Annotated in this window: 15 protein-coding genes; 9 read left to right on the plus strand and 6 right to left on the minus strand. The window is 38.2% G+C overall.

The window, feature by feature from the left end; all coding sequences use genetic code 11:
• Positions 1 to 148 precede the first annotated feature (148 nt).
• Positions 149 to 307: a hypothetical protein gene (locus tag NEOC95_RS04410; protein ID WP_213151817.1), complete on the plus strand. Its 159-nt coding sequence runs from the start codon at positions 149 to 151 to the stop codon at positions 305 to 307.
• 359 nt (positions 308 to 666) lie between these two features.
• On the opposite strand, the gene NEOC95_RS04415 is transcribed toward NEOC95_RS04410, so the two are convergent.
• Positions 667 to 1245 (minus strand): YciE/YciF ferroxidase family protein, encoded by a 579-nt coding sequence (locus NEOC95_RS04415; RefSeq protein WP_213151819.1) that lies wholly within the window; start codon positions 1243 to 1245, stop codon positions 667 to 669.
• 694 nt (positions 1246 to 1939) lie between these two features.
• Between NEOC95_RS04415 and NEOC95_RS04420 the strand changes: the two genes are divergently transcribed.
• The 6 genes from NEOC95_RS04420 to NEOC95_RS04445 all read left to right on the plus strand — a co-directional run bounded on the left by NEOC95_RS04420 (position 1940) and on the right by NEOC95_RS04445 (position 7424).
• Positions 1940 to 2371 carry a DUF2267 domain-containing protein gene (locus NEOC95_RS04420; protein WP_213151821.1) on the plus strand — a complete coding sequence of 144 codons (432 nt, stop codon included), beginning with the start codon at positions 1940 to 1942 and terminating at the stop codon, positions 2369 to 2371.
• 722 nt (positions 2372 to 3093) lie between these two features.
• The gene (locus tag NEOC95_RS04425; RefSeq protein ID WP_213151823.1) at positions 3094 to 3630 is read left to right on the plus strand and encodes a hypothetical protein; all 537 of its coding nucleotides are present in this window, start codon (positions 3094 to 3096) and stop codon (positions 3628 to 3630) included.
• Between the two features lie 196 nt (positions 3631 to 3826).
• Positions 3827 to 4330: a hypothetical protein gene (locus tag NEOC95_RS04430; RefSeq protein ID WP_213151825.1), complete on the plus strand. Its 504-nt coding sequence runs from the start codon at positions 3827 to 3829 to the stop codon at positions 4328 to 4330.
• Positions 4331 to 4427: 97 nt separating this feature from the next.
• Complete coding sequence (bufB, locus tag NEOC95_RS04435) at positions 4428 to 5306, plus strand: MNIO family bufferin maturase (protein ID WP_213151827.1); 879 nt, start codon at positions 4428 to 4430, stop codon at positions 5304 to 5306.
• 5 nt (positions 5307 to 5311) lie between these two features.
• Positions 5312 to 6202, plus strand: a complete 891-nt coding sequence (locus tag NEOC95_RS04440) for an HvfC/BufC family peptide modification chaperone (protein ID WP_249270172.1) — start codon at positions 5312 to 5314, stop codon at positions 6200 to 6202.
• A complete protein-coding gene (locus NEOC95_RS04445) occupies positions 6105 to 7424 on the plus strand; it encodes an RsmB/NOP family class I SAM-dependent RNA methyltransferase (protein ID WP_213151831.1) in 1320 nt (439 codons plus the stop codon). Before NEOC95_RS04440 ends, NEOC95_RS04445 begins: the two co-directional genes overlap by 98 nt.
• Before the next feature lie 136 nt (positions 7425 to 7560).
• Here the strand turns inward: NEOC95_RS04445 and NEOC95_RS04450 are convergent, their stop codons facing one another.
• The gene (locus NEOC95_RS04450; protein ID WP_213151833.1) at positions 7561 to 12570 is read right to left on the minus strand and encodes an RHS repeat-associated core domain-containing protein; all 5010 of its coding nucleotides are present in this window, start codon (positions 12568 to 12570) and stop codon (positions 7561 to 7563) included.
• Between the two features lie 613 nt (positions 12571 to 13183).
• Positions 13184 to 13573: a Fic family protein gene (locus NEOC95_RS04455; RefSeq protein WP_213151834.1), complete on the minus strand. Its 390-nt coding sequence runs from the start codon at positions 13571 to 13573 to the stop codon at positions 13184 to 13186.
• A gap of 2 nt (positions 13574 to 13575) precedes the next feature.
• Between NEOC95_RS04455 and NEOC95_RS04460 the strand changes: the two genes are divergently transcribed.
• Both NEOC95_RS04460 and NEOC95_RS04465 read left to right on the plus strand, forming a co-directional pair.
• Entirely contained in the window at positions 13576 to 13755 is a 180-nt protein-coding gene (locus tag NEOC95_RS04460; protein ID WP_213151836.1) for a hypothetical protein, read from the plus strand.
• Between the two features lie 105 nt (positions 13756 to 13860).
• A complete protein-coding gene (locus tag NEOC95_RS04465) occupies positions 13861 to 14379 on the plus strand; it encodes a hypothetical protein (RefSeq protein WP_349305250.1) in 519 nt (172 codons plus the stop codon).
• A gap of 411 nt (positions 14380 to 14790) precedes the next feature.
• Here NEOC95_RS04465 and NEOC95_RS04470 read toward each other — a convergent pair whose 3' ends face one another.
• The 3 genes from NEOC95_RS04470 to NEOC95_RS04480 form a co-directional block, all read right to left on the minus strand.
• Positions 14791 to 16752 (minus strand): leucine-rich repeat domain-containing protein, encoded by a 1962-nt coding sequence (locus NEOC95_RS04470; RefSeq protein ID WP_213151838.1) that lies wholly within the window; start codon positions 16750 to 16752, stop codon positions 14791 to 14793.
• Positions 16753 to 17002: 250 nt separating this feature from the next.
• Entirely contained in the window at positions 17003 to 17203 is a 201-nt protein-coding gene (locus NEOC95_RS04475) for a hypothetical protein (RefSeq protein WP_213151840.1), read from the minus strand.
• Positions 17204 to 17334: 131 nt separating this feature from the next.
• On the minus strand, positions 17335 to 21084 hold the full coding sequence (locus NEOC95_RS04480) for a DEAD/DEAH box helicase (protein WP_213151842.1): 3750 nt from the start codon (positions 21082 to 21084) through the stop codon (positions 17335 to 17337).
• Between the last annotated feature and the right edge of the window lie 90 nt (positions 21085 to 21174).

Below are 21174 nucleotides of genomic sequence, written 5' to 3' on the forward strand. Positions count from 1 at the left end.
GGGTCCGGGACAATTTTTAAAAATCCCATAATGACGGTGTTATCCTCTGACATGGCTTCTCCTGTATTAAAGGAAAACTTGTGAGGAAAATATTTTTACTTATCAAGTAAAATTAAATGCGTTAACCCTGGGAAAAGGAGCTTATGCAATGACTAAAAATAAAAATTATGATAAAGATCAAGTGGCCCCTTTTCCCTTTGATAAAATGCCTTATCAGGAAAAAGGAGATTTGGTGGATGAGTTTAATGATTATGATAGGGGCCAGCAAGAATTGGATTTAGGAGAAAGTGAATGCCCTACCCGCTAACGCAGTTTAGGAGATAAAAGAGGCGCGGGGCACCAGCCATAAGGAGCATGCTAGCTAGACCACTTGGCATTTAAAGGAGCTTTTAGGAGTAGCCCAGAGGTTAAGGGATGCTATTCTTAAAAGCTCCTGAATAAAAGATAATTATCTGCCACTTCTAAATTTTTTCTAATAAGCCATAATGAAAATTGCATTAAAAGTGTTACATAGATTGCCTTAATTAAAAAAAAATTGGTTTTTTAAGCTTCTGTTCTGCACTAGGGAGGACTTGCATCCAACATTTAAACGACCAGCTTTTTAAATGTGTATGCGTCCTCTCTGCCAGTTAGAATCACACCTTTCTACATTAGGCAAAACGATGATTAACTAGGGGGGAAGACTGGCAGCGTAATCTCGCGCTGAGCTATTTCCAAAAGTTTTTCTCCCATACGTTTTTCCTCTTCCAAAGAAAGCTTCATTAAATTGACTATTTCTTTTTGTTTATAATGTCCACACAAGAAGCAAATAAGATTATAGCAAGCTATCTCATAATGTTCGACCTTATGAGCAGCATTTATCAAGGCAATATCGTTAGAATCTGTATCGGCAAAATGCCTGATTAGCTCTTTCCCTTCGTTAAGGATGCCATCCATGCCTTTACTACGATCTGTAAAATTAAGATCTAGTAAGGTTTTCATCAGTTCTCTTCCTTTATCAGCAAAATTAGGAATTCCTTGAATTTTACTAGAGGAGGGATCAATATCTAGCATCCCAAAACTTTGTTGCAATCGTCCTATTTGGTCTTCTGTCTCTAAAATATGAGAGGAAAAAGCATCTTTTAATGCTTGGTTAGAAGCTTTATTAGCTAATGTCTTTAAATTATCATAGGTTTCTTTTTCAGCATTGTAAAGATGTCTAAGACCTGTCTCTAAAAATAGGTCTAAAGCTGAATTCTTTTCCATATAAGCCTCCTTATAGCTTACTAATTTTTTTAATAAAAATATAATAATGCTTAAAATTGTGCTAAGATGTTTTTTAGACGTAAATGCAGGAGAAGGTTAGATTAAATCATTTTACTGCCTCTATGTTTAGTTTTCTTTCCCTTAAGTTGTGCACTATTTTTTATCATTTTTATGGGAGCGGATAGGCGCACCTCCATCATTATTGCAATAATAAATTTGGAAGCCTTTAAAAAAAATAAGGGTAGATCGATTTCTTTGAAACCTGTGTAGAAGGCTTTTGGTTAATCTAAGTTTTAAATGTTTTTGGCATAATAAAAGCAATCTTAATGAGGATTAAAGATTACTTTATGGAGAAGATTCCTGGTGAGAATAATTTCCTTCCTCCCCTTAAGTTTTAAAAAAGCTTTTTTTCCTCGATAGATGAAAAGCTGATCAAACTGTTTTTATCTTACAAGCCATCAACCGATAGGATTAAACTTCTTTTGCCTTTTTGAAAAAGGTCCAAAAAAGATAACCCTAGAAAATCTAATCTTAAAGTTTTTTTAAGCTAATTTATCCTAGCTAAACTAGCTGATGAGGGGATTAGGATTTTAAAAAATTTATAGTTGTAGATTTTTTTGATTTTATTAACTTGAAAATATAGTTTTCTAGTCTTACGCTATTCTTGAGGTACCTTTAACATAAGGAGGCTGATATGTCAGTAGATGTATTTGAGACAACTTTACAAAAAACCCATGAGTGGCTTAAAGATCTTATGAAGTTACTGGGATGGACTGACGAAAAAAAAGCTTATTTGGCTTTAAAAGGAACACTGCAAGCTTTGCGTGATCGTTTATCCGTAGAAGTGTCTGCGAAATTAAGTGCTCAATTGCCTATGTTAGTCCGAGGATTCTATTATGAAGGATGGAAGCCGTCTATAATGCCCGTTAAGGTTAAAACTACGGAAGAATTTTTAGATTTTGTAGCTTTTCACTTTAATAGCCTAGCATTAGTACAATATTCTGATGTAGAAAAAATAGTGCGTGCTGTATTCGAAGTAGTTACCCAGCATGTCTCTAAAGGAGAAATTGAACATATCAGGCAAGTTTTGCCTCTTCCTATCGCTGAGCTTTGGCCTTCTTCTTAAGGTTAGTAAGGCTTTTACCTTTCTACTGAAGGTGTTGCAAAGAAGAACTTACCGCGCTTTTGCCTTGAGCCCTTTAAAGGCCAGGCAAAAGCTTTGCTATAAACGCTTAAATGTAACTTTTAAAATTTTCCATTAGCTATTGTAGTGATCTATAATCTCTCTTAATTTCTTATCATTTAAATTTTTCTTTTCTATCTTTAAAAAGCTTATCTTATCAACTTATGTAAAATATAGGACGGAGCCAAGCATTCAACTTATTTTTTTCTCTTAAGGCTATAAATTTTAACTAGAAAGCGGCTTATAAAGAGTTTGTCTTCGCAAGTTTCCCTAGGGGATTATGTATAATAACTCCTCTATTTTGAATAATACGCTTTAAAAAAACTAAGTCCGCATACCTAGCCCTCTGAAATTTGCCTCTCTACTTAATGAGAGGAATTTTATAAAGTACGGGATTACATAAAAAGTAGCTTGAAAGCGTATAACTTAAAGTTTTTCTATTAAAAAGTTTGTCTTTTGCCTTTTGCTTGCTAACAGTCTCATCTAAAGCTCTCTTAAGAGCGAATGGCCATCTTTGCCTAGTGTAAAATGCGACGCAATGAAAAATTTTTCTCTGTAGGAAAAAAAGGTAATAAAAAAACTTGCATTTGAGAGAAATGAATGTTAAATGAATATTTTATCTGTAAAAGTTGAAGAAAACCCATAAATTTTTTAGGAGTGTTAGAATGAATAAAAAAGATCTCAAAAAACTTGCTTTGCTAGGTATTACAGGCGGCGTAATGATGGCTTCTCACGGTTCTATTTATGCTGATACTAGCAATCATTTAGCAACACCTGGAGTGCTCATGGCTAGCGGTTGCGGAGCTGGCACATGCGGAAATCAAGGCAAACCCTCCTCTGGTTTAAATCGTGAATCTCGTATCATCGCTGAGGCTGATGAAAGCCTTAAAAGTAGCTCTGCTACTCAATTGATGACGGAAGATCAATTGAAAAGCCAATTGAATGAACAAGGTAAAGAAAATTATAATAGTTTGAATGCAGAAGGGAAAGCTTTAGCACAGAAGTTAGCTAGCAGAACATGCAAAGGAAATAATGATTGCAAAGGCTTAAATTCTTGCAAAACAGAGGAGCATAGCTGTGCAGGCAAAGGTTCTTGTGCAGGATCGAGCGCTTGCAACTTCAAAGATAAGAATCTTGCTATCAAAGTTGCAGCACAAAAACAAGCCGAAAAACGTGCACAAACCAATCAAGGCTCTAATTAAGGTTTGACTCCTAGTGTGTGCATATCTTTAAGTTTTAAATGCTTGGATGTGTGCACACTTTTGGTAGCTTTTATTGCTAATTAAATAGAATTTAAATTGATAGGCTATTTTATAAGCACTTAACCTTTAAGCTTTGGTTAACTTTTTTATTCATGATTGAGCTTAAAAAACTTATGATTCGGACAAGAGGAGAGAAATGAAGAAAAGAGATCTTAAAAAATTGGCGTTATTGGGCTTGGCAGGTGGCATGATGCTTTCGCAATCTGTCCATGCGCAGCAGCCTTCTTCCCCTACTTATCCTACCCTGTTAGCTGCCGTCTCTACTCCTGACAAAAGCAGTCCTCCTTCGGCCCCTTCTACGGCTACTACGCAAGCTGAAGTCGATCCTAATGCTGGTAATCTAGGCTATCATCTGATGGATGAAGAGGAGTTGCTGCTTGAGCTTAATGAGGAGGGCCAGCAAAATTACCAAGCTTTAGATGTAGCTAATAAAGAATTAGCACGGCAGGTGGCAAGCGCACGTTGTGGAAATACTAATCAATGTAAAGGGCTAAATGCCTGTAAAACTGATAAGCATGAGTGTGCCGGGCAAGGCTCGTGCAAGGGTCAAGGTAAATGTGCAATCGCGGACAAAAACCTTGCTGTTAAGCTAGTTTATGATAAAATGATGAAAAAAAGGGCACTTGCTAACGGAAATTAAACTTTAAATACCAGGCCTATATTTTTGAAGTTCTAGAAATTTTTCTTCATCAAACGGGTAGTAGGAACAAAAAAATTTAAGTATTGCCAGGATGGCTATGAAAAATGCAAACATTCCTAACTTAGGAATTGGAATAGGTTTAAGGCATGTACACTACGAAGATATTTTTCGCTTACAACCTGAAATTGACTGGTTTGAAATTATTAGTGAAAATTTCATGGTGGAAGGTGGCAAACCTCTTGAAAATCTTGAGAAAATTTTAGCTAAATATCAGGTCGTGCAACATGGAGTAGCTCTAGGAATCGGAAGTGCTGAGCCTTTAGACTACACTTATTTAAAAAAACTTAAAGCCTTAACACGTTTAACCAAGACCCCTTGGTTATCTGATCACTTATGTTGGGGGCATCTGCCCGGCGCTCACTATCATGATTTACTTCCCTTGCCTTATACCCAAGAAGTCATCAACTATGTAGCTGAAAGAGCACGTATCGTACAGGATTACTTAGAAATTCCTTTTGCTCTTGAAAACCTTTCTTCTTATGTAGCTTTTCAAGAGGATGAGATGCCTGAATGGGAATTTTACACGGCTGTTGTAGAGAAAGCTAACATTTTTATGATGTTGGATGTCAATAACATTTATGTCTCTAGTCGCAACCATGGCTTTGATGCGCAAAAATATATCCAAAACCTTCCTTATGATCGGGTGTTGCAAATCCACTTAGCGGGCCATAGCGATCATGGCGATTATGTATTAGATACCCATGATAATTATGTCCGCGATGAAGTGTGGGATTTATATGCCGATATTTATCCCCGCACAGGGGGTGTTTCCACTTTACTTGAATGGGATGATAATTTTCTTAGTTTTCAAGAAACTTGGGAGGAGGCTCTAAAAGCAAAAAAGTTTCAGAAATATTTACATGACAAGGCTAGCCTTGAAAGACCGATGCGCCAATTGCAAGGGGTAGAAGTGTGAAGGCAATGGAATTAACGTTAGATAAGCAAGTACCCGCTAACCTTAGAAAGCTGCAAGAGTGGTTTGCAAGTATACTAGTAAGGCCTGTCGATCAAGATAGCCGTATGAATCCTATCTCTCCTTCACAAGAAAGCATGGAAGAAGAAGCATTTGACTACATTGTTCCTAGCCCTACTTTAAGGCCCGCTCAACGTATAGAGCTTTATAATCAGCAATATTGGTGGAGGCTTTTAAGCATTTTGCATGATGCCACACCTCTTGTGGTGCGCCTGTTTGGATATCATGACTTTAATGAAAAAATTGGCAAGCCTTATCTTACTCATTATCCTCCTGATACCTGGTCGTTAAATTTTCTTAGTGATCGGCTTCCTCGGTGGATAGATGAGAACTATCAGGAAAAGGATAAACAATTAGTATTAGATGCAGCAAAGATTGACGCCGCTTTAAACTATTCTTTTTTTGCTGCCCATTATTCACCTGTAAATGCCCATACAATAGCAGCAGGGATGGATAAAACTCTTAAACGTCGCATGTGTTTACAACCTCACGTTTTCTTATTTAATTTGCGTTATGATATGTTTGCTTTCCGTCAGGAAATGATCAAACAAGAGGTAGAATACTGGGAAAATCATGATTTTCCTAACCTAGCTCAAGATCGTCCCCATTATTTTGTGGTATACCGTAATAGTAAAAATAATTTACAGTGGGACGAAATTGACTTTTCTGCTTTTCGTTTCCTAAATCTTTTTTCAACAGGGACCAGTCTTGAAAAAGCCTGTGAATGGCTTGAGCAACAAGATGAGCAGCTTTATGCTGAGGCAGCAAGCAAGCTACATCTTTGGCTTCAAGAATGGGTGTTCCGGCAATGGCTATATTTTGATGATAAACAGTCGTGAAGCAGCATTTTTCGCCCTCTTACATTCCTTAAAAGGGGAGAGCTTTATTTCCGAATATTTAGAGGAGTGGTTTAAAAAAGAGCAGCCTTCTTCTCAAGATTATCAATTAGCCCATCAAATAGCGTACGGTTCTGCTCAGATGGCACTAGCCTTAGATTATTTGGCTTTGCAGCTCTCTGAAAAGAAAAAGATGCGTTTAAAGTTAAAAGAAAAAGCTTTACTCCGTACAGCTTTATATCAATTTTACTTCTTAGACAAGCTCCCTCATTACGCTATTGCGGATGAGTCAATCAAGATTGCAAAGAAGCATTTTCATTCTTACTTTGTTGCTTACTTAAATGCTATATTAAGGAAGCTTTCTTTTCTTTCTTTAAGTCTACCCCAAGGGATGGATCCATCTTCTCTTAGTATCCGCTATTCGTTCCCCCTTTATTTTATTAAAGCTCTCAACAAGCACTACGGCTTGCAGACGACAATAAAGATTTTAGAGGCTAGCAATAAGCCTGCTTTAACAATGGCTCGGCTAAGAAATATAGTAGCAATCCCGACAGAGTGGAACACAGTTATAGAAAAGCCAGTCAAGGTCATTACCGTCCCTGCTTCTGAGGTTAAAAGGGTGGCTTCTTCTGCAAATTATTATATTCAAAATGTTACACCAGCAAGCTTAATAGGGAATCTTTCTCAAGAAATAAGCAAAACTCCTACCAGCATTTTGGATCTATGCGCTTCGCCTGGCGGTAAAACTTTGGCCCTACATGATTTTTTCCCTCAAGCAGCCCTATATGCCAATGATGTCTCCTTGCCAAAAATACAAAAATTAAAAGACAATCTTACAAAATATGGTGTGCAAGCTCAAGTAAGCTGCTGTGAGGGCGAGAAGTTAAAATTTGATAAAAAATTTGATCTTATCGTTTTAGATGTGCCTTGTAGTAATAGTGGGGTTTTGAGTAAACGCCCTGAAGCTCGCTGGAGATTAAACGAAGATCAAGCAAAGCAGCTTAAAATCATCCAGCTCAATTTGTTAAAAAATGCTGCTCATCTGTTGGAAAATGAGGGTGAAATTTGGTACATGACCTGCAGTATTCTCCCTGAAGAAAATGAAGAGATAGTAGCTATAGCGTGCCAAGAACTGGGGTTAATGAAAAAGAAACTTATTTCCATCTTGCCTAACGCAGAAGGATGGGATGGAGGCTTTGCCTGTCGCTTGGTTAGTCGGACCTAATCTAACCTAAAGTTTTCTTAGCGCCTGCATTTTAAAAGGAGGTTTTCTTTTTCTCCTTCTTTAGCTTTTTTCCTCGCTTCATTTCATTCCAACGTCCCTGCATAAAAGAGAGGATTCAATCTTTTCCCCTAATTTTTTATCTGGCCCTGTGGATTTCTAAAAATTCCTTTCCTAATGCTTCTAAAAGCTTACGATAAGTGGGAAATCCTAGCTGATGATCTATAAGGGGAAGACCCCAGGAGCTAGGTAAAAATGTAATATGCTTTTGAGGATCTAAGAAAGATTTAATATAGGTAATAGGATCTAAATAGCAGACCGCATCTCCAAGGCTTACATAGTTAATCACATTTTGAAATCCCCCTGCTGCCAGTAGGCAAGGAGATCCAAAAGTATATACGTCTATCATATTTAGCTCTTCAGCTGATAAAAGACCTTTAGCTCTTAAGGTATCAGAAGCCCCAATACTATGCGCATAATGAATAATTCTTCCTCCGCCTTCCACACCGCCTATTTGTGCTATCAATTCCCGCCACTTTGAAGCAAGCTGTTTAGCTTGAGGAGAAACCCATCCACATCTAACGGCTAGAGATTTTAGAAAATCGTAAGTCCATCCTTCAGTGGGGCGGAAAATATAGTGGATGTTATTGTCCCCATGAAATTTTGAAATTATTTCTAAGCTATACATGACATCATGGCGAGCATTTAAAATCCCATTAATCAAAGTAATTCTGACTTTGTCATTTATTTCTCCTTGCCCTATCACCCCTGCTTCATTCTTTCCTATATAAAAGCCACAGATGCCTAAGGTCAGCTTTCCAAAAATAGCGCTGGCTGTTCCTTCAATCTTCTCATTAAAATTATGTTCCAATGAAAGATGTGTAGACATGAAGGCGTGCATATTGCGAAGTAAGCTAAAAATTTGCTGACCGATATCGGTAACTTGGGAGTAAATAGCGCTCCATAGGTTACTAAAAGAGAATAGGCCATAAGGGTCCATGCGATTGATGGGATTATTAGAGGAAAAAGCATAGAGGTTAGGGCTTTCCATCGAACCTAAGGGATCTTGTGTGGTCCATTGGCCTAGGGAAGGATCGTAGTAACGTTTTCCAAAATAAATCAGTCCAGACTCTAGGTCCATTCTTTTACTGGAAAAGCGCCATGGATTATTGCAGAAGGAGGGCTCTCTCTTTTCTTCCCCAAAAGCAGAATAATGGGCTTGTTCTATCAAGGTTTGATCGGCAAGTGAGATAAGTCCACAGACTGAGCCGCGATGATCATGGAAAGGAACGTATACTTGATCTTCTATTTCTAATAGGACGGCGCTGCCGATTTCTGCTCCTAGCCCCTCACCTAGCACACGCAATTCAGTTATTTGATTTTTATCATTGACTGCTCCAATTTCATTTAAACCATCATAAAGATATTTTTGTTCCCATTTTTTTTCGCCATTAGAAGCAAAACATGTTTTTGACAAGCGCCGATGAAAAAGATCATAAGTATATCGATAAACTTCCCCGTTATTCTGGCGCATAGTTATCATGCGGTTCAAAGCATCATATTCAAAACGAAGTCTCTTACCTTCGATTATCTTTTCTTTCAAATTGCCGTTAGCATCATAACAATTGTGGGTGTTATGGTAACCGATTAGTTGCCCCAAAGGATTAATTGCGCACTCTTCATAATTTTTAGACGTTTGATTTCCTAGCCAGTTATAGGTGTAGGTGTTGCTAAAAAGTCCTGCTTCATTTGTTAGGTAGTTTTGATCATCGTAAATAAAATTGTGCTTATATTCCCCAGTAAAATCTTTAAAAGTAATCTTTTCGATAATCTGCGGCTTTTCAGGCAAATAATGGATAGCTTCAGACCAAAAAGGCGTAGAAATATGAGTAAGATAACCTTTGCTATTATAACTACGTAGCTCTTGACCTATGCCGCCCGCCAAGTCACTAATCAGTGGATGACCATTTAAATTTCGCTCTTGATACTTATGAATCAAGGGATCTTTTAAAAGACGCTGCCTCTCAATTTCTCTAAGGTAGAGACTGTCGTAACTATATTTAATGGAAGATGTATCCGGAAGATCTAATTGAATGCAGCGGTTGAGCTCATCATAATGCCGGGTGGTTTTTAATCCGTTGCCTTGTACTTCTTCTAATAAGCATCCGTCGAGAGAAAACGTGCGCCGTGTAGATAAGGAATGAACTTTATCTTCAATATGGGTGATATGCTGGAGAGAATCATAGGAAAGAATATAGTGGATCGTAAGATCAGAAGAATGAAGGGAAGAAAGGTTGCCTAGAGAATCATATTCATAAAAAATGGTCACCCCATCCGGCTTAAGAAGGGCACTTAGCTGGCCTGCCTCATTGTAAGTATACTGGGTAGTCATAGGTCTTACTGTACCAAATCCTTCAATGCATCTAATAAGGCGATCATAGGAATCATAATGCCATACTGTACTGATGGTTTTGCCGTGGCTTAAAAAGTAAGTTTCCTTAGCTTTATGATTATTCATATCCCACTGTAATTCTTGTAAGGAAAGTATGTCACCTAGACTGTTTTTCTTGGTTATCTTCACAGGTCGTTTCATCGCATCGTAAAGAGTGAGAGTCACATTTCCTGACGGGTCAGTCACAGCTTGTTGAAGTACTTGCTGTCCTAGAGAATTGAAAACAAGCTCTTCAATGGGAGAAGGTTGTATAGGGGTGGGTTCTACCCAACTCATTTTTTGTATCTTGCCCTTGGTATTTTCAAGACGGGTAGATTTTAAATCATTTTTAAAATCATATTCTTTAATAGTGGCAATAAAATTTTCAAGATGGGGGCCATACCATTCTTTAGAAATAGTCTGTTGACCTAAATGATTATATTCATAGGTTAATCGCTTACTAATAGTTTTCCCTGTCATTTGCTCGAGAGCTTGTAAACGGCCCATATAGTCGTATTTATAACAGATTCTTCGACCTGTGGCCTCCCTTGCTTCTAATAAATGGAAGGCATTATGAATAAAAGTAGTGGCTTTGTATAAAGCGCCTGTTTTATCAAAAGCTTCATTTTTAAAGAGTCGCCCTAAAGGGTCACGATGATAAACTATATAATTTCCTTGAATATCAAAAGCAACTTTTAAGGATCCATCCAAATTATAAATAAATTTTTCCACTCTTTGATCAGGGTAGAGGATGAGGATAGGCTTACCATAAGCATTGTATTGAGTGTAAGTAGTACAACCTTTTGCATCCGTTTGGGCTATCACGCGATTAAGTACATCATAACTCGTCTGCTTAGAGGGATTGATAATGTTAAGGTTTTCGTCCAAGACGGCCGGATAAATCACTTGAGTCTCACGACCTAAGCTATCATATTCATAGGTAGTTTGATTACCACACTCGTCAATAAATGCTCTCTTATTGCCTTTTAAATCATAATGAAAGTAAGTTTTTTTAGTCTGATCATTGTTATCTAAAACTTCGCTACTAATTAAACGATTGGCAAAATCATAGGTATGGATAATTTGTTGTGAGATACCTGTAGGGCTGATACATGTTTGTTTTAATAGATTGCCATTTAAATCATAGCTCTTCTCGGTAAGCCCTTTAACTTCATCGGATGAAGTAATAAGCTTTTGGCGCTCATCATAGGTGTTATTTATGGAATAATAATGTTGATTATTCGCATCGTAATAGTCTTCTTGAATAACCTTCGCTTGATGGTTGTAGTGATAGATGATTTTTTTTATAAGATGAGTTTGGCCGGTAGAAAGATTCAATGCCCTCTCTTCTATGCTTTCTGGTAAACCTAAGGCAGGATGGTCCGTACGATAACTAATTGTTTTTATCTGCCTTTCGCTGACGTTGGTAAGGTCGTTTATATTTTTTGAAGATCCATCGTCTTTGCTAAAGGTGGTGACCTGCCCAGCTTGATTGTAAGAGTAAAATTCTCTTAGAATAATTTTGTCGTTAATGCATGTTAACTTGGACTGAAGGTAGGGAGTATTAGGGAAATATGCATAAATTATTTTTTTTCCATTATCTTCTTCTGTGCTCTTTAGAAGATCATTTGCATATTCATAGGTTATGCTATAATGCTCTATCCCATTTTTTAAAGGATAAGCATCGTGGCCTATTTGAATAGCTAGCGTGCATGTGCCAGTAAGGTTGCCATATAGGGTTTCTTTAATTAAACGCTGTTGGTTGTCATAAGAAAAGGAGTGGGCAATAAGAATAGTACCCTGAGCATCGGCTATATAACGGGTACGAAGCTGTTTGCTGTTTTCCTTTTTTCCTAAAGCTTGAGTCCATATTAATTTTTCTAGGCGAGAAAATTGGCCGGCTGAATCGTAATTTTCAATATCTGTTATATATCCATCGCAGAAGCGATAAATGGTTTTGCAATTAAGAGCATCATAGACCTCCGTAGACCCTTCATGATAAACAAAGCTACGAGTAACAATAGCGGTGGCATCTTCTCCTACAGGGCTTTTTTGAACTTTAACTTTTCCGGCATGAGGATGGCCTTTTTCATAATATTCGTATTCTACATAACGGCCTTCTGGTAATTCGCGTCGGTTGATAAGGTAACCTTCTTGGGAAGGGTGCTTTTGATAGTAATAAGCAATAGAAGGAGCGCTTGAGGAAATGACTTCGGCAATTAAACGAGGATTACGGAAGCGATAGGTGATTTGCTGGTTATCATGGGTTTGAATGATGCATTGCTTATAAGGATCATCGCTATGTTGAATGTTCAACCAGCTATAGAGATGCTTATCAGCAAAGTCAGAGGCTTTTACAGCTTTTAAGCGATTTTGCTGATCATATTCATACGAGATTTTGTGCGTAGAGGTAAAATGGCCTGCCTCTCCTGGCGTAGATGCGTTAAATAGGTTAGGGAAGTTACACTGCCATCCCGATAAAAAACAGTCTTCTCCCGTGTGATATCTGCGCAGGCTGAGAGGAGCCGGCCCGCTAAGATGTAAATCGTTTTGAGCTTCCGTGTACTGGCCGGTCATGATATTTACTGAATCAAATACATAAGTAGGATTTTGCCACTCATGCAAGGAAGGTAATAATGAAGAAGAGGGGAGCTCTTGCGTATAGGCACCGTAGGAATTGATGAATAAAATAATAAATAAGCAAATAAGCTTCTTCATGAACTAACCAAAATTAAATAACAGAAATAGCTTAACCAAGAATAAACTTAAAGGGCAAGAGACAATCTATTTATAATGAAATTTTATGATTTAAAAATAAAATTTACATATGATTTTTTTAGCTTCTCTTTCTTATATTTTTTTCTGAAATATTTTTCGGCCGATTTCACTTTAGCTTCGCAGGGAGAAAAGAGTTAGCTCAAGTAAAAACGTGCTTGAAGATTGCTTTTAGCTTTCTTATTCAGCAAGCTCAGTTTTTAGCTGATAAAGAAAAGACTATGTTTCATTAGCTAAACAGATGCTTTAATGGAAAATTGTTGATAAAAAATATCAATTAGAAAAAAGATTAGGTTAAATGCCAGTTAATGACAAATGTTCTTATTTTGAATAAACGCCTCTGGATGTGATTCGGTAGCTACAAGTTGTAACTGACTAGCAGAAAGAGCAGGCGTATACAGAGACAAAGCAAAAAGCATTAAGAGATAGTATCGTAAAAAAATCCTATCCATTTCCTCAGCCCTTTTTAGCTGTTTAAAGGTGTTAAGTCTAAGGAAATTTTGATTTTCAAGCAGTAAAAAAAGAGACTTAAATTGAAAATATTTTAATTTTGAGTTTAATCCTTAGTTTTATCAGTCAATTTATATTTTTGCAGCCTACTATTAGGCTTTTCAGGTAATGTGTAGATAATTTTTCCTTGTTTAAGCAACGAAGAGAGAACTTTTTTTAATCCCCCTGAAATGTGTTTATGTCCCAGGATTTGAGATGTTTCACTCTTCGATAAAGATTCTTTTCGAAGCAATTTTATCACTTCTTTTTCCAAGGACTCGGGCCTTGACTCGGGTCTGACTTTTTCGGCTTCTTCTGCCTGTTCTTCGGGCCTTTTCCCTGTGGCAAAGAAAGACGAGGGCAAGAAAGTAGTAACGACTGATTCCGCTCGCATTTCCCAAGTGGGCTTAGGGTTTCCATTTTCTTTACACCAGTCGATAATATTGAGGGTACCCATTTATGGCAAAGGCTCAAATAGAGACCTTAATGAAAAGAGGTGTGATCGAATATACGTTATTTGATAAGAACTTAGCTGAAGTCAAAGAAGATGGGATAAGATATATTCTTAAACGTAATCGTGTGCGCGCCCAGGAAATCGCCCATTCTCGTCTCAGCAAGCTAGCTAGCATAGAAAAATAAGTCTCCGCGCAAAATGTTTATCTACATGCATATCGCAAAGCACAGGTAGAAGTAGCCCTGAAAAAAATTAAAGCTAAAATCGAGCGTTTAGCGCTTAAAACTTGCGTGACAGCTAGTGCGCAAGATAGAAGCTTATCTATATGCCTTAATCAGGAAATGCTAGCTGAGGATGTTAAGCTAGATGATTGCTATGTGATTAAAAACGATCTTGGTTGCGAAGAAGTGAGCATGCAAGAAATACATGATCGTTATAAAGATTTAGCTAGGGTTGAATCAGCTTTTAGAACAGTAAAAAGCGATCTTGAAATAAGGCCAGTCTATGTATGTTCAGAAGAAAGTACAAAGGGCCATGTTTTAATTGTAATGTTAGCCTACGTGATTATCAGAGAGCTTGATAAAGCCTGGAAGGACCTTTATTTAACAGTAGAAGAGGGCTTACGCAGTTTATCTACTTTAACATTAATAGAATGGACAGTAAATGAAGGCTTAAGTTTTCAGCAAATCCCCGAACCACGCCACCAAAACAGACAAATGCTTGAAGCCTTAAAAATAGGGTTACCAAAAGTTTTATCAAAGAATCATGAGCCTGTAGTCACTAGAAAAAAACGTAGACAAAAAACATAAGCTTTTAATAATCAAAAGCTTGTTTACTACTAATTAGTTTTAAAAAATGGAACTTCCGATTTAGGAGCAGCCACAGGTTTTGGGGATTAAGTGACGCGGCAATTCTGGTTTGGCTAAAAGAAAGAGATTGATTCTTTGCTTTATTTGAGAAAAACAGCTCTTTTTAGCTCAATGTTTTACTTCTTCTACCGCATGATGAAATATACGCCTAGCTTCTTCCTGCCAAGAAAGGTTGTTCTCCCAGCTATAACACTCTGTAGAAAAAGAGAAAAACTTCTTGTCCTTATAAATGTGAAGGTTAGTCTAACTTTGCTTAGTTGCGGGAGGAAAGCGGATGACTTGCTTAAAGTAAGAGGGCTAAAAGTTTTTTATTTCATTTAGCCTACCCAGATCTTAAAAGTACTTACCATTCTACAATTGAAAACGTTGCCTTATTCTTTCTGGAATATCTTTCAAAGGATTTTCCGCTAATCCAAGCTTTTTCAGCCGAGACAACCGTCCGATTTCTGCAGGCAGAACGGTGAGCTGGTTTTGATTTAATTTAAGCCTTTGCAGCTGAGACAATAGACCTATTTCTGCAGGCAGAGCAGTGAGCTGGTTTTCTCTTAAATCAAGAATTTGTAGCTCAGACAACTGCCCGATTTCTGCAGGCAGAGTGGTGAGCTGGTTTTGATTTAAGTGAAGATATTGCAGCTCAGACAATTGCCCGATTTCTGCAGGCAGACTGGTGAGTTGGTTTTGATTTAAGTCAAGCTGTTTCAGCTGGGACAATTGATCTATTTCTACAGGCAGAGTGGTGAGCTGGTTTTGATTTAAGAAAAGATGTCGCAGCTGAGGTAGCCGCCCGATTTCTTCAGGCAGAGCGGAGAGCTGGTTTTGATTTAAGTCAAGCACTAGCAGCTGAGACAGATGCCCGATTTCTGCAGGAAGAGTGGTAAGCTGGTTTTGATTTAATTCAAGCCTTTGCAGCTTAGGTAGCTGCCCTATCTCTGTTGGAAGAGCGGTAAGCTGGTTTTGGCTTAAATCAAGCTCTTGCAGCTGAGATAGCTGCCCAATTTCTGCAGGCAGAGCGGTGAGTTGGTTTTGATTTAAGTAAAGATGTCGCAGCTGAGGTAACCGACCGATTTCTATAGACAGAGCTGTGAGCTGGTTTTGATTTAAACAAAGCCCTTGCAGCTGAGACAATGGACCTATTTCTGCAGGAAGGCTGGTGAGCTGGTTTTGATTTAAGAAAAGATATTGCAGCTTAGACAGCTGCCCGATTTCTGTAGGCAGGCTGGTGAGCTGGTTTTGATTTAATTCAAGCGTGTGCAGTTTAGACAATTGCCCGATTTCTGCAGGCAGGGCGGTGAGCTGGTTTTGGTTTAAGTTAAACCATTCCAGCTGAGACAGCCGCCCAATTCCTGCAGGCAAAGTGGTGAGCTGGTTTTCTCTTAAGTCAAGCGCGTGCAGCTTAGACAATTGCCCGATTTCTGTAGGTAGAGCGGCGAGCTGGTTTTCTCTTAATTCAAGCCGTTCCAGCTGGGACAGCCGCCCAATTTCTGCAGGCAAAGTGGTGAGCTGGTTTTGATTTAATTCAAGCGTGTGCAGCTTAGACAATTGCCAGATTTCTGCAGGCAGAGCGGTGAGCTGGTTTTGATTTAAGAAAAGATGTCGCAGCTGAGGTAGCCGACCGATTTCTGCAGGCAGGTTGGTGAGCTCGTTTTCTCCTAAGCCAAGAACTTGTAGCTCAGATAACTGCCCGATTTCTGCAGGCAGAGTGGTGAGTTGGTTATGATCTAAGTAAAGATATTGCAGCTGAGACAATTGGCCTATTTCTGAGGGTAAATAAGTCAAGCCTATTCTAGATAAATCTAAAGCCGTGATGTTTTCACGATTTTCTGCAATCCAATCTCTAAAAAGCTCTCCTTTTTTTCCTAGAAACACGTGCTTAATTTCTTCTCGGCTCAAGTATTCTTCCCCACCAGGAAGTTTTTTCCAAAGTAAAAGGCGATTAATATTTAGAAGATAGGAAGAGTAGTTAGCCAGAGTAAGATACCTCTTTTCTTCTATTTGCACTTTAAACTCTAAAGCTGAAAAAGACTTGGCTAAAGTAAAGATTCGCCTAAAGATTGCATTTACCTTTGCGGCCTCAGAAAGCTTTTCTTCTAGCTTATAAATCCTATCTACAATAAGAGCCTGCTCCTTAACATTTCCTTGAGGAACATGCACTTTACCTATTTGCTTATAAAGAGAAGGCATGACTTCAGAAGCCAGCAGATGATGCCATCTTTTACAGACGCTAAATAAGGAAGGAACTACGCAAGCCTCTAAGATAGGGAGTAGCAATTCATTGGGCAAGCTTTCAATAGAGGCCGAAGAGATAGGATGCATTTTATTTCTTAGGTAGTGATAAATTTTCAGCATTTTTATTATTTAAAGACAATGTATAAAAATTAAAAAAGCAAGTCAAACGAAATCATAGCCTTATCATCGCGAGGGTATCGGCTAACTTGTTAGGCAAAGTGCAAGCTATTATGCCTTTTAGGTGATAGCTAGATATAGAAGGTTTTTGCTCAGCTTTGGGCCGACCAGGCATAGCATGCTTTTGGCTATCATTTGAGATCCTATAATTTGTATATATTTAAGTCTTTACAAAATTATCTAATAGACGCTTAGCAACGTTTGGGCATGAAAATTCTTGCTGCATGAGCTTAATAAAGACTTTGGCTTCTTTTTCACTGCCCTTAAGGTAATGCTTGGCTAAAGTACGGCAAGCCCTTAAAATAGGAACTAGGATTTCACTAGGCACTTGTGCAAGAGTGATAGAAGAGCAAGGGTTCATTTGCTGGCCTTTTTAGGCTTTTTTAAAGTAAAAGATGTTGAAGAAAGCTAAAAGAAGCAAGAAAACTTTAAGTTACGGGTACTACCTGTACATTTAAAAAAGCCTATTTTTTATTTTTCTTTAGAAGAAATTTAATTTTCTTGCAAAGAGGTAGGAGTAACATTTTGAAGAAGCTCTATAATTTCATCGTGGTTAAATTGTTTTAAAAGCCGATGATCATCCACTCCTACAATATCTTCCATGAGTTTTCCTTTTCTAGTAATCATCTTGTCAATTTTTTCTTCAAAAGTGCCTTTGGTCACCAATTTGAAAACTTGAACTCCTCTAGTTTGGCCACTACGATGAACGCGGTCTGTCGCCTGATTTTCCCGGGCGGCATTCCACCAGCGATCATAATGGATAACAACAGAGGCAGCGGTTAGCTCTACTCCTAATCCTGCAGCTTGCAAAGAACCTAAAAAAACCTCGCATTGCGGGTCTTCATTAAAGCGCTTAAGCTGTTCTCCTCGGTTAATCGTTGAACCCCGAATAGCAGCAAAGCCAATGTGACGCTCTTCTAGATATTTTTGAATGATATCCAGCATGTTCAGATATTGAGAGAATACAACAACCTTTTGGTGGCTTTCACGGGCTTCTTTCAATAGCTCGATGAAAAGATCCCATTTGCCAGCTTGGTAAAGCTTATATTCAGAGGGGGTTTTTAAATAGCAGGCCGGATGATCGCAGATTTGTTTTAAATATGAAAGAATAGCAAATATATGTAGGTAAGGGATAGGCTGACTTCTCTGGGTAAGTTTATCCAGCACCACCTGTCTCGATTGTTCCACAACATTATTGTAGAGAATAGCTTGAGATTCTGTTAATCCGCAATGGGAGATCTCTTCAGTTTTTTCGGGTAGATCGTTAAGAACATTTTCTTTTTTCCGTCGTAGCACGAAGGGATTTATCAATCGTGATAAGAGAGCTTTACGCTTTAAATCCTGCTTTTTATCGATAGGTTTAACAAAATACTCGCGGTAATCTTTTTCACCAGGCATATAAGTAGGTAAAACTAAATCAAATAAAGATTTTAACTCACGTAGATGATTTTCTATAGGAGTACCTGTGAGCCCAAGGCGCATGTGGGCATTAACGTGGGCTAACGTGGCATAAAGGCGGCTCCTATAGTTTTTTGCAATTTGAATTTCATCAAAAATTGCTAATTCAAAGGATATCTTAGAAAGCAATTGGTGTTCAATCCGCCACACACCATAAGAAGTTAAGAGAATATCATAATGCTGCTGAAATTCATCCAGGCTGCGATGAGCCCCGTAAAAGGTAGAAACACGTAATTTAGGCAAGTACTGCGCAAGCTTATCTTGCCAATGGTAAATAACGGAGGTGGGGCAGATGATTAAAAAATAGCTGTTACCCTTTTGTTTTTGCTTTTCGCCATGATTGATAATAGATGCGATTAAGGCCATCGCTTGGTGGGTTTTACCTAGTCCCATATCGTCGCAAAGTAGTCCTGACAGCCCTTGCTGATAAAGAAACCATAGCCAATGAAGACCCTTTTGTTGATAGGACCTTAGGTCACAACTTAGACCTAATGTATTAGGTTCGGCAGGAATTTTAAATTCTATAAGCTCTTTTAGAAGATTGAAAGAAGAGGAGTGATTGTAATTTTTTTCTTTTTTTCCTTCTTTTATAGGATCTAAGGCATTCAAACGAATCAGTTCAATCGTAGAAAGGGTGAGGAGATTATGACGTTTATCTAAGCGTTTTTTTGCAAGAAGCTTCAACCAATCATAGCGTTTGTCTTCAAAATCAATTAACCCGGCTTCTGTAAATTTAAAGCGCTGATTTTTTTTTGAAGCTGTCCATAGCTCTGCAATAGGAACAGCACCCTCTGTGGAGGTGTACTCTAAGTTAACCGTGTACCACCCGCGTGTATTAAAATCTGATTTAGAGATAGCGCTTGCGGTAAGCTCAAGCTCTTTGGGAGGTTCAAGGCGTGGATCAAGGCTCTTTATAAACGGCTTTAAGTTTTTGAGCTCATGCTCTAAAAAAAATAGATGATGCTCAGGTTTTATTTCCACTACCTTTTGATAAGCGAGGGGTAAGCGACAAGTTAAAGGGAGTTCAGCAAAGCCTTCCCCCTCTACATAAGTAAATTCGTCAAAAAAATAAACTTCTTCAAGGGTGTATTCTGGCAATAGATCATAGGTAGGAATAACAAGGATATGTTCGTCTTTAGCTAATTTTATCACTATTCCTGCATGGACAATAGGTTGCTTTTCACTAAAAAAGCCCGGAACAACTTTTAGCTCCTCGCGGTTATCTCTGATAAACATAGGAATTTGATCAGGATTTAAGAAAGACCCAGGGCGTAAGGGAAGGCTTACAGGCAGAGTATTTTTAGCATAAAACCCTTGGGTTTCGATGTAAATCCAAGGGCCAAAATCCTTGCTTTTCAAAGTTTGCTCGTGGGTAGCTACTGTACGTTGAAAAGAAAGCAATCCTTTTTCTTTGTCCATTTTATAGTTTAGTAATGCCTCTAAGCTCGCGACGTGTGTTTCAAATCCCTTATGAGTGTTTAGCCACGTACGATGCTGCTGGACAAATTCTCCCACTTTTTCGGCAGAAACTAGGGTTTTCGCTTCTTTAAATCGCAAGCCTTCTAACTTGTAAAAGCCCTCCTCTTCTAGATAAGCCCATGAATCAAAAAGCTGGGACATGGGTTTGCTAAGATCTCCAGGGCAGTGAACGTAACCCTGAATATGAAGGTTCCATTGTTCATCAAAAGCAATTGCATAGGAAACTTTAAAGATCCCCTCATGAATGACACAACCTTGTAGATGTTCCTTGATGAAAGCTAAATTTTCATCAAGTACTTGTGCTAGATGAGCTTGGCTAATCACTTTAGAGCTTAACAAGCCTAAAGGATTTAAAGGATAAAATCCTTTAAAAGGTACTAGTAACCAGCTTCCAAATTGAAAGCTTTGAAAAAGAGAGGGGGACCTGGCAATAGGGGGAGGGATTTTATTCGAGTCAATTAGAAAGCAAGCATGTGCTTTATCATAAGTTATTTTAATATTAGGGTCAGCTTTTAATGGATACAAACGCAAAGGTGAATGAACGGTAGCTAACGCAGGGATAATCGAAGGTAAATGCGTTTGGGGAATATAAAATTTGCAATGGAGAGTAGGAAATTTTACACTGATGTAATTAGGGATACCTTGAGGCGTATAACTAAAATCTATTTGATAGGTTTCCTCAGCTTCTTGCAAAGACATCAGCCACTTTGCCAAGTCATTCCAAAAAGAGAGTGCATAGCTTAGCATAGGGCTAGGACGACCTTCTTTCCAGCGACGAATCTCTTCTGGCGATAGATTGGAAAATTTTAAAGAAGTTTCCTCCGTCTCTTTATAGCGATTAAAAAGTAGATGTTTTAATTGATCGGCAGTAGCTTTTGTAGTGCTATGGACTAAAAAAATTTGTTGGCGATTGGCATAAATGGTATAAATCCCCTTGGAAGAAGGCCTAAACTTTACTTCCTCAAATTTCATCTGTTCAGCACAAAGATAGCACAGCTTATTCCAAAGAGACTTTTCGAAGCGCTTATGAAGAGGCTGGCGGCTCTTGTTAAAAATATATAAATAAGCTGCAGCTAAATGAGGGCAGGCGGCCACTTCCTCGCTTTCCGCACAGGAACAAAAAGCATCCTTTAAACGGTTAACCTTATCAAATTGAAGGAAGGACCACACGCCTTGAGGATTTTTTTCATCCATTACTTTAACTTGATAGGTTTCCCCTGAAAACTCTACTTCTTTAACTTTTCCTGTTCGTAAAAGCTTCTCTCCTTTCTCGTGAAAGGGTTTAAAAACACTAGGTAGTGGCATATCAAATACCTAACAAAGAAGAAGTAGTAGCTATGGAAAGTAGACAGCTAGTCCTATTACGCAGGTTTAATAAAAAAATTAGCCGAGCAT

Origin of the sequence: Neochlamydia sp. AcF95 (assembly GCF_018342455.1) — a bacterium.
GTDB lineage: Bacteria > Chlamydiota > Chlamydiia > Chlamydiales > Parachlamydiaceae > Neochlamydia.

Excerpts from the sequence above, each read along its gene's own strand:
- NEOC95_RS04460 (WP_213151836.1), top strand. The coding sequence starts at position 13,576 with ATGGCAAAGGCTCAAATAGAGACCTTAATGAAAAGAGGTGTGATCGAA.
- NEOC95_RS04420 (WP_213151821.1), top strand. The coding sequence starts at position 1,940 with ATGTCAGTAGATGTATTTGAGACAACTTTACAAAAAACCCATGAGTGG.
- NEOC95_RS04470 (WP_213151838.1), bottom strand. The coding sequence starts at position 16,752 with ATGCATCCTATCTCTTCGGCCTCTATTGAAAGCTTGCCCAATGAATTG.
- NEOC95_RS04440 (WP_249270172.1), top strand. The coding sequence starts at position 5,312 with ATGGAATTAACGTTAGATAAGCAAGTACCCGCTAACCTTAGAAAGCTG.
- NEOC95_RS04450 (WP_213151833.1), bottom strand. The coding sequence starts at position 12,570 with ATGAAGAAGCTTATTTGCTTATTTATTATTTTATTCATCAATTCCTAC.
- bufB (WP_213151827.1), top strand. The coding sequence starts at position 4,428 with ATGAAAAATGCAAACATTCCTAACTTAGGAATTGGAATAGGTTTAAGG.
- NEOC95_RS04410 (WP_213151817.1), top strand. The coding sequence starts at position 149 with ATGACTAAAAATAAAAATTATGATAAAGATCAAGTGGCCCCTTTTCCC.
- NEOC95_RS04455 (WP_213151834.1), bottom strand. The coding sequence starts at position 13,573 with ATGGGTACCCTCAATATTATCGACTGGTGTAAAGAAAATGGAAACCCT.
- NEOC95_RS04430 (WP_213151825.1), top strand. The coding sequence starts at position 3,827 with ATGAAGAAAAGAGATCTTAAAAAATTGGCGTTATTGGGCTTGGCAGGT.
- NEOC95_RS04480 (WP_213151842.1), bottom strand. The coding sequence starts at position 21,084 with ATGCCACTACCTAGTGTTTTTAAACCCTTTCACGAGAAAGGAGAGAAG.
- NEOC95_RS04425 (WP_213151823.1), top strand. The coding sequence starts at position 3,094 with ATGAATAAAAAAGATCTCAAAAAACTTGCTTTGCTAGGTATTACAGGC.
- NEOC95_RS04445 (WP_213151831.1), top strand. The coding sequence starts at position 6,105 with ATGAGCAGCTTTATGCTGAGGCAGCAAGCAAGCTACATCTTTGGCTTC.
- NEOC95_RS04415 (WP_213151819.1), bottom strand. The coding sequence starts at position 1,245 with ATGGAAAAGAATTCAGCTTTAGACCTATTTTTAGAGACAGGTCTTAGA.
- NEOC95_RS04475 (WP_213151840.1), bottom strand. The coding sequence starts at position 17,203 with ATGAACCCTTGCTCTTCTATCACTCTTGCACAAGTGCCTAGTGAAATC.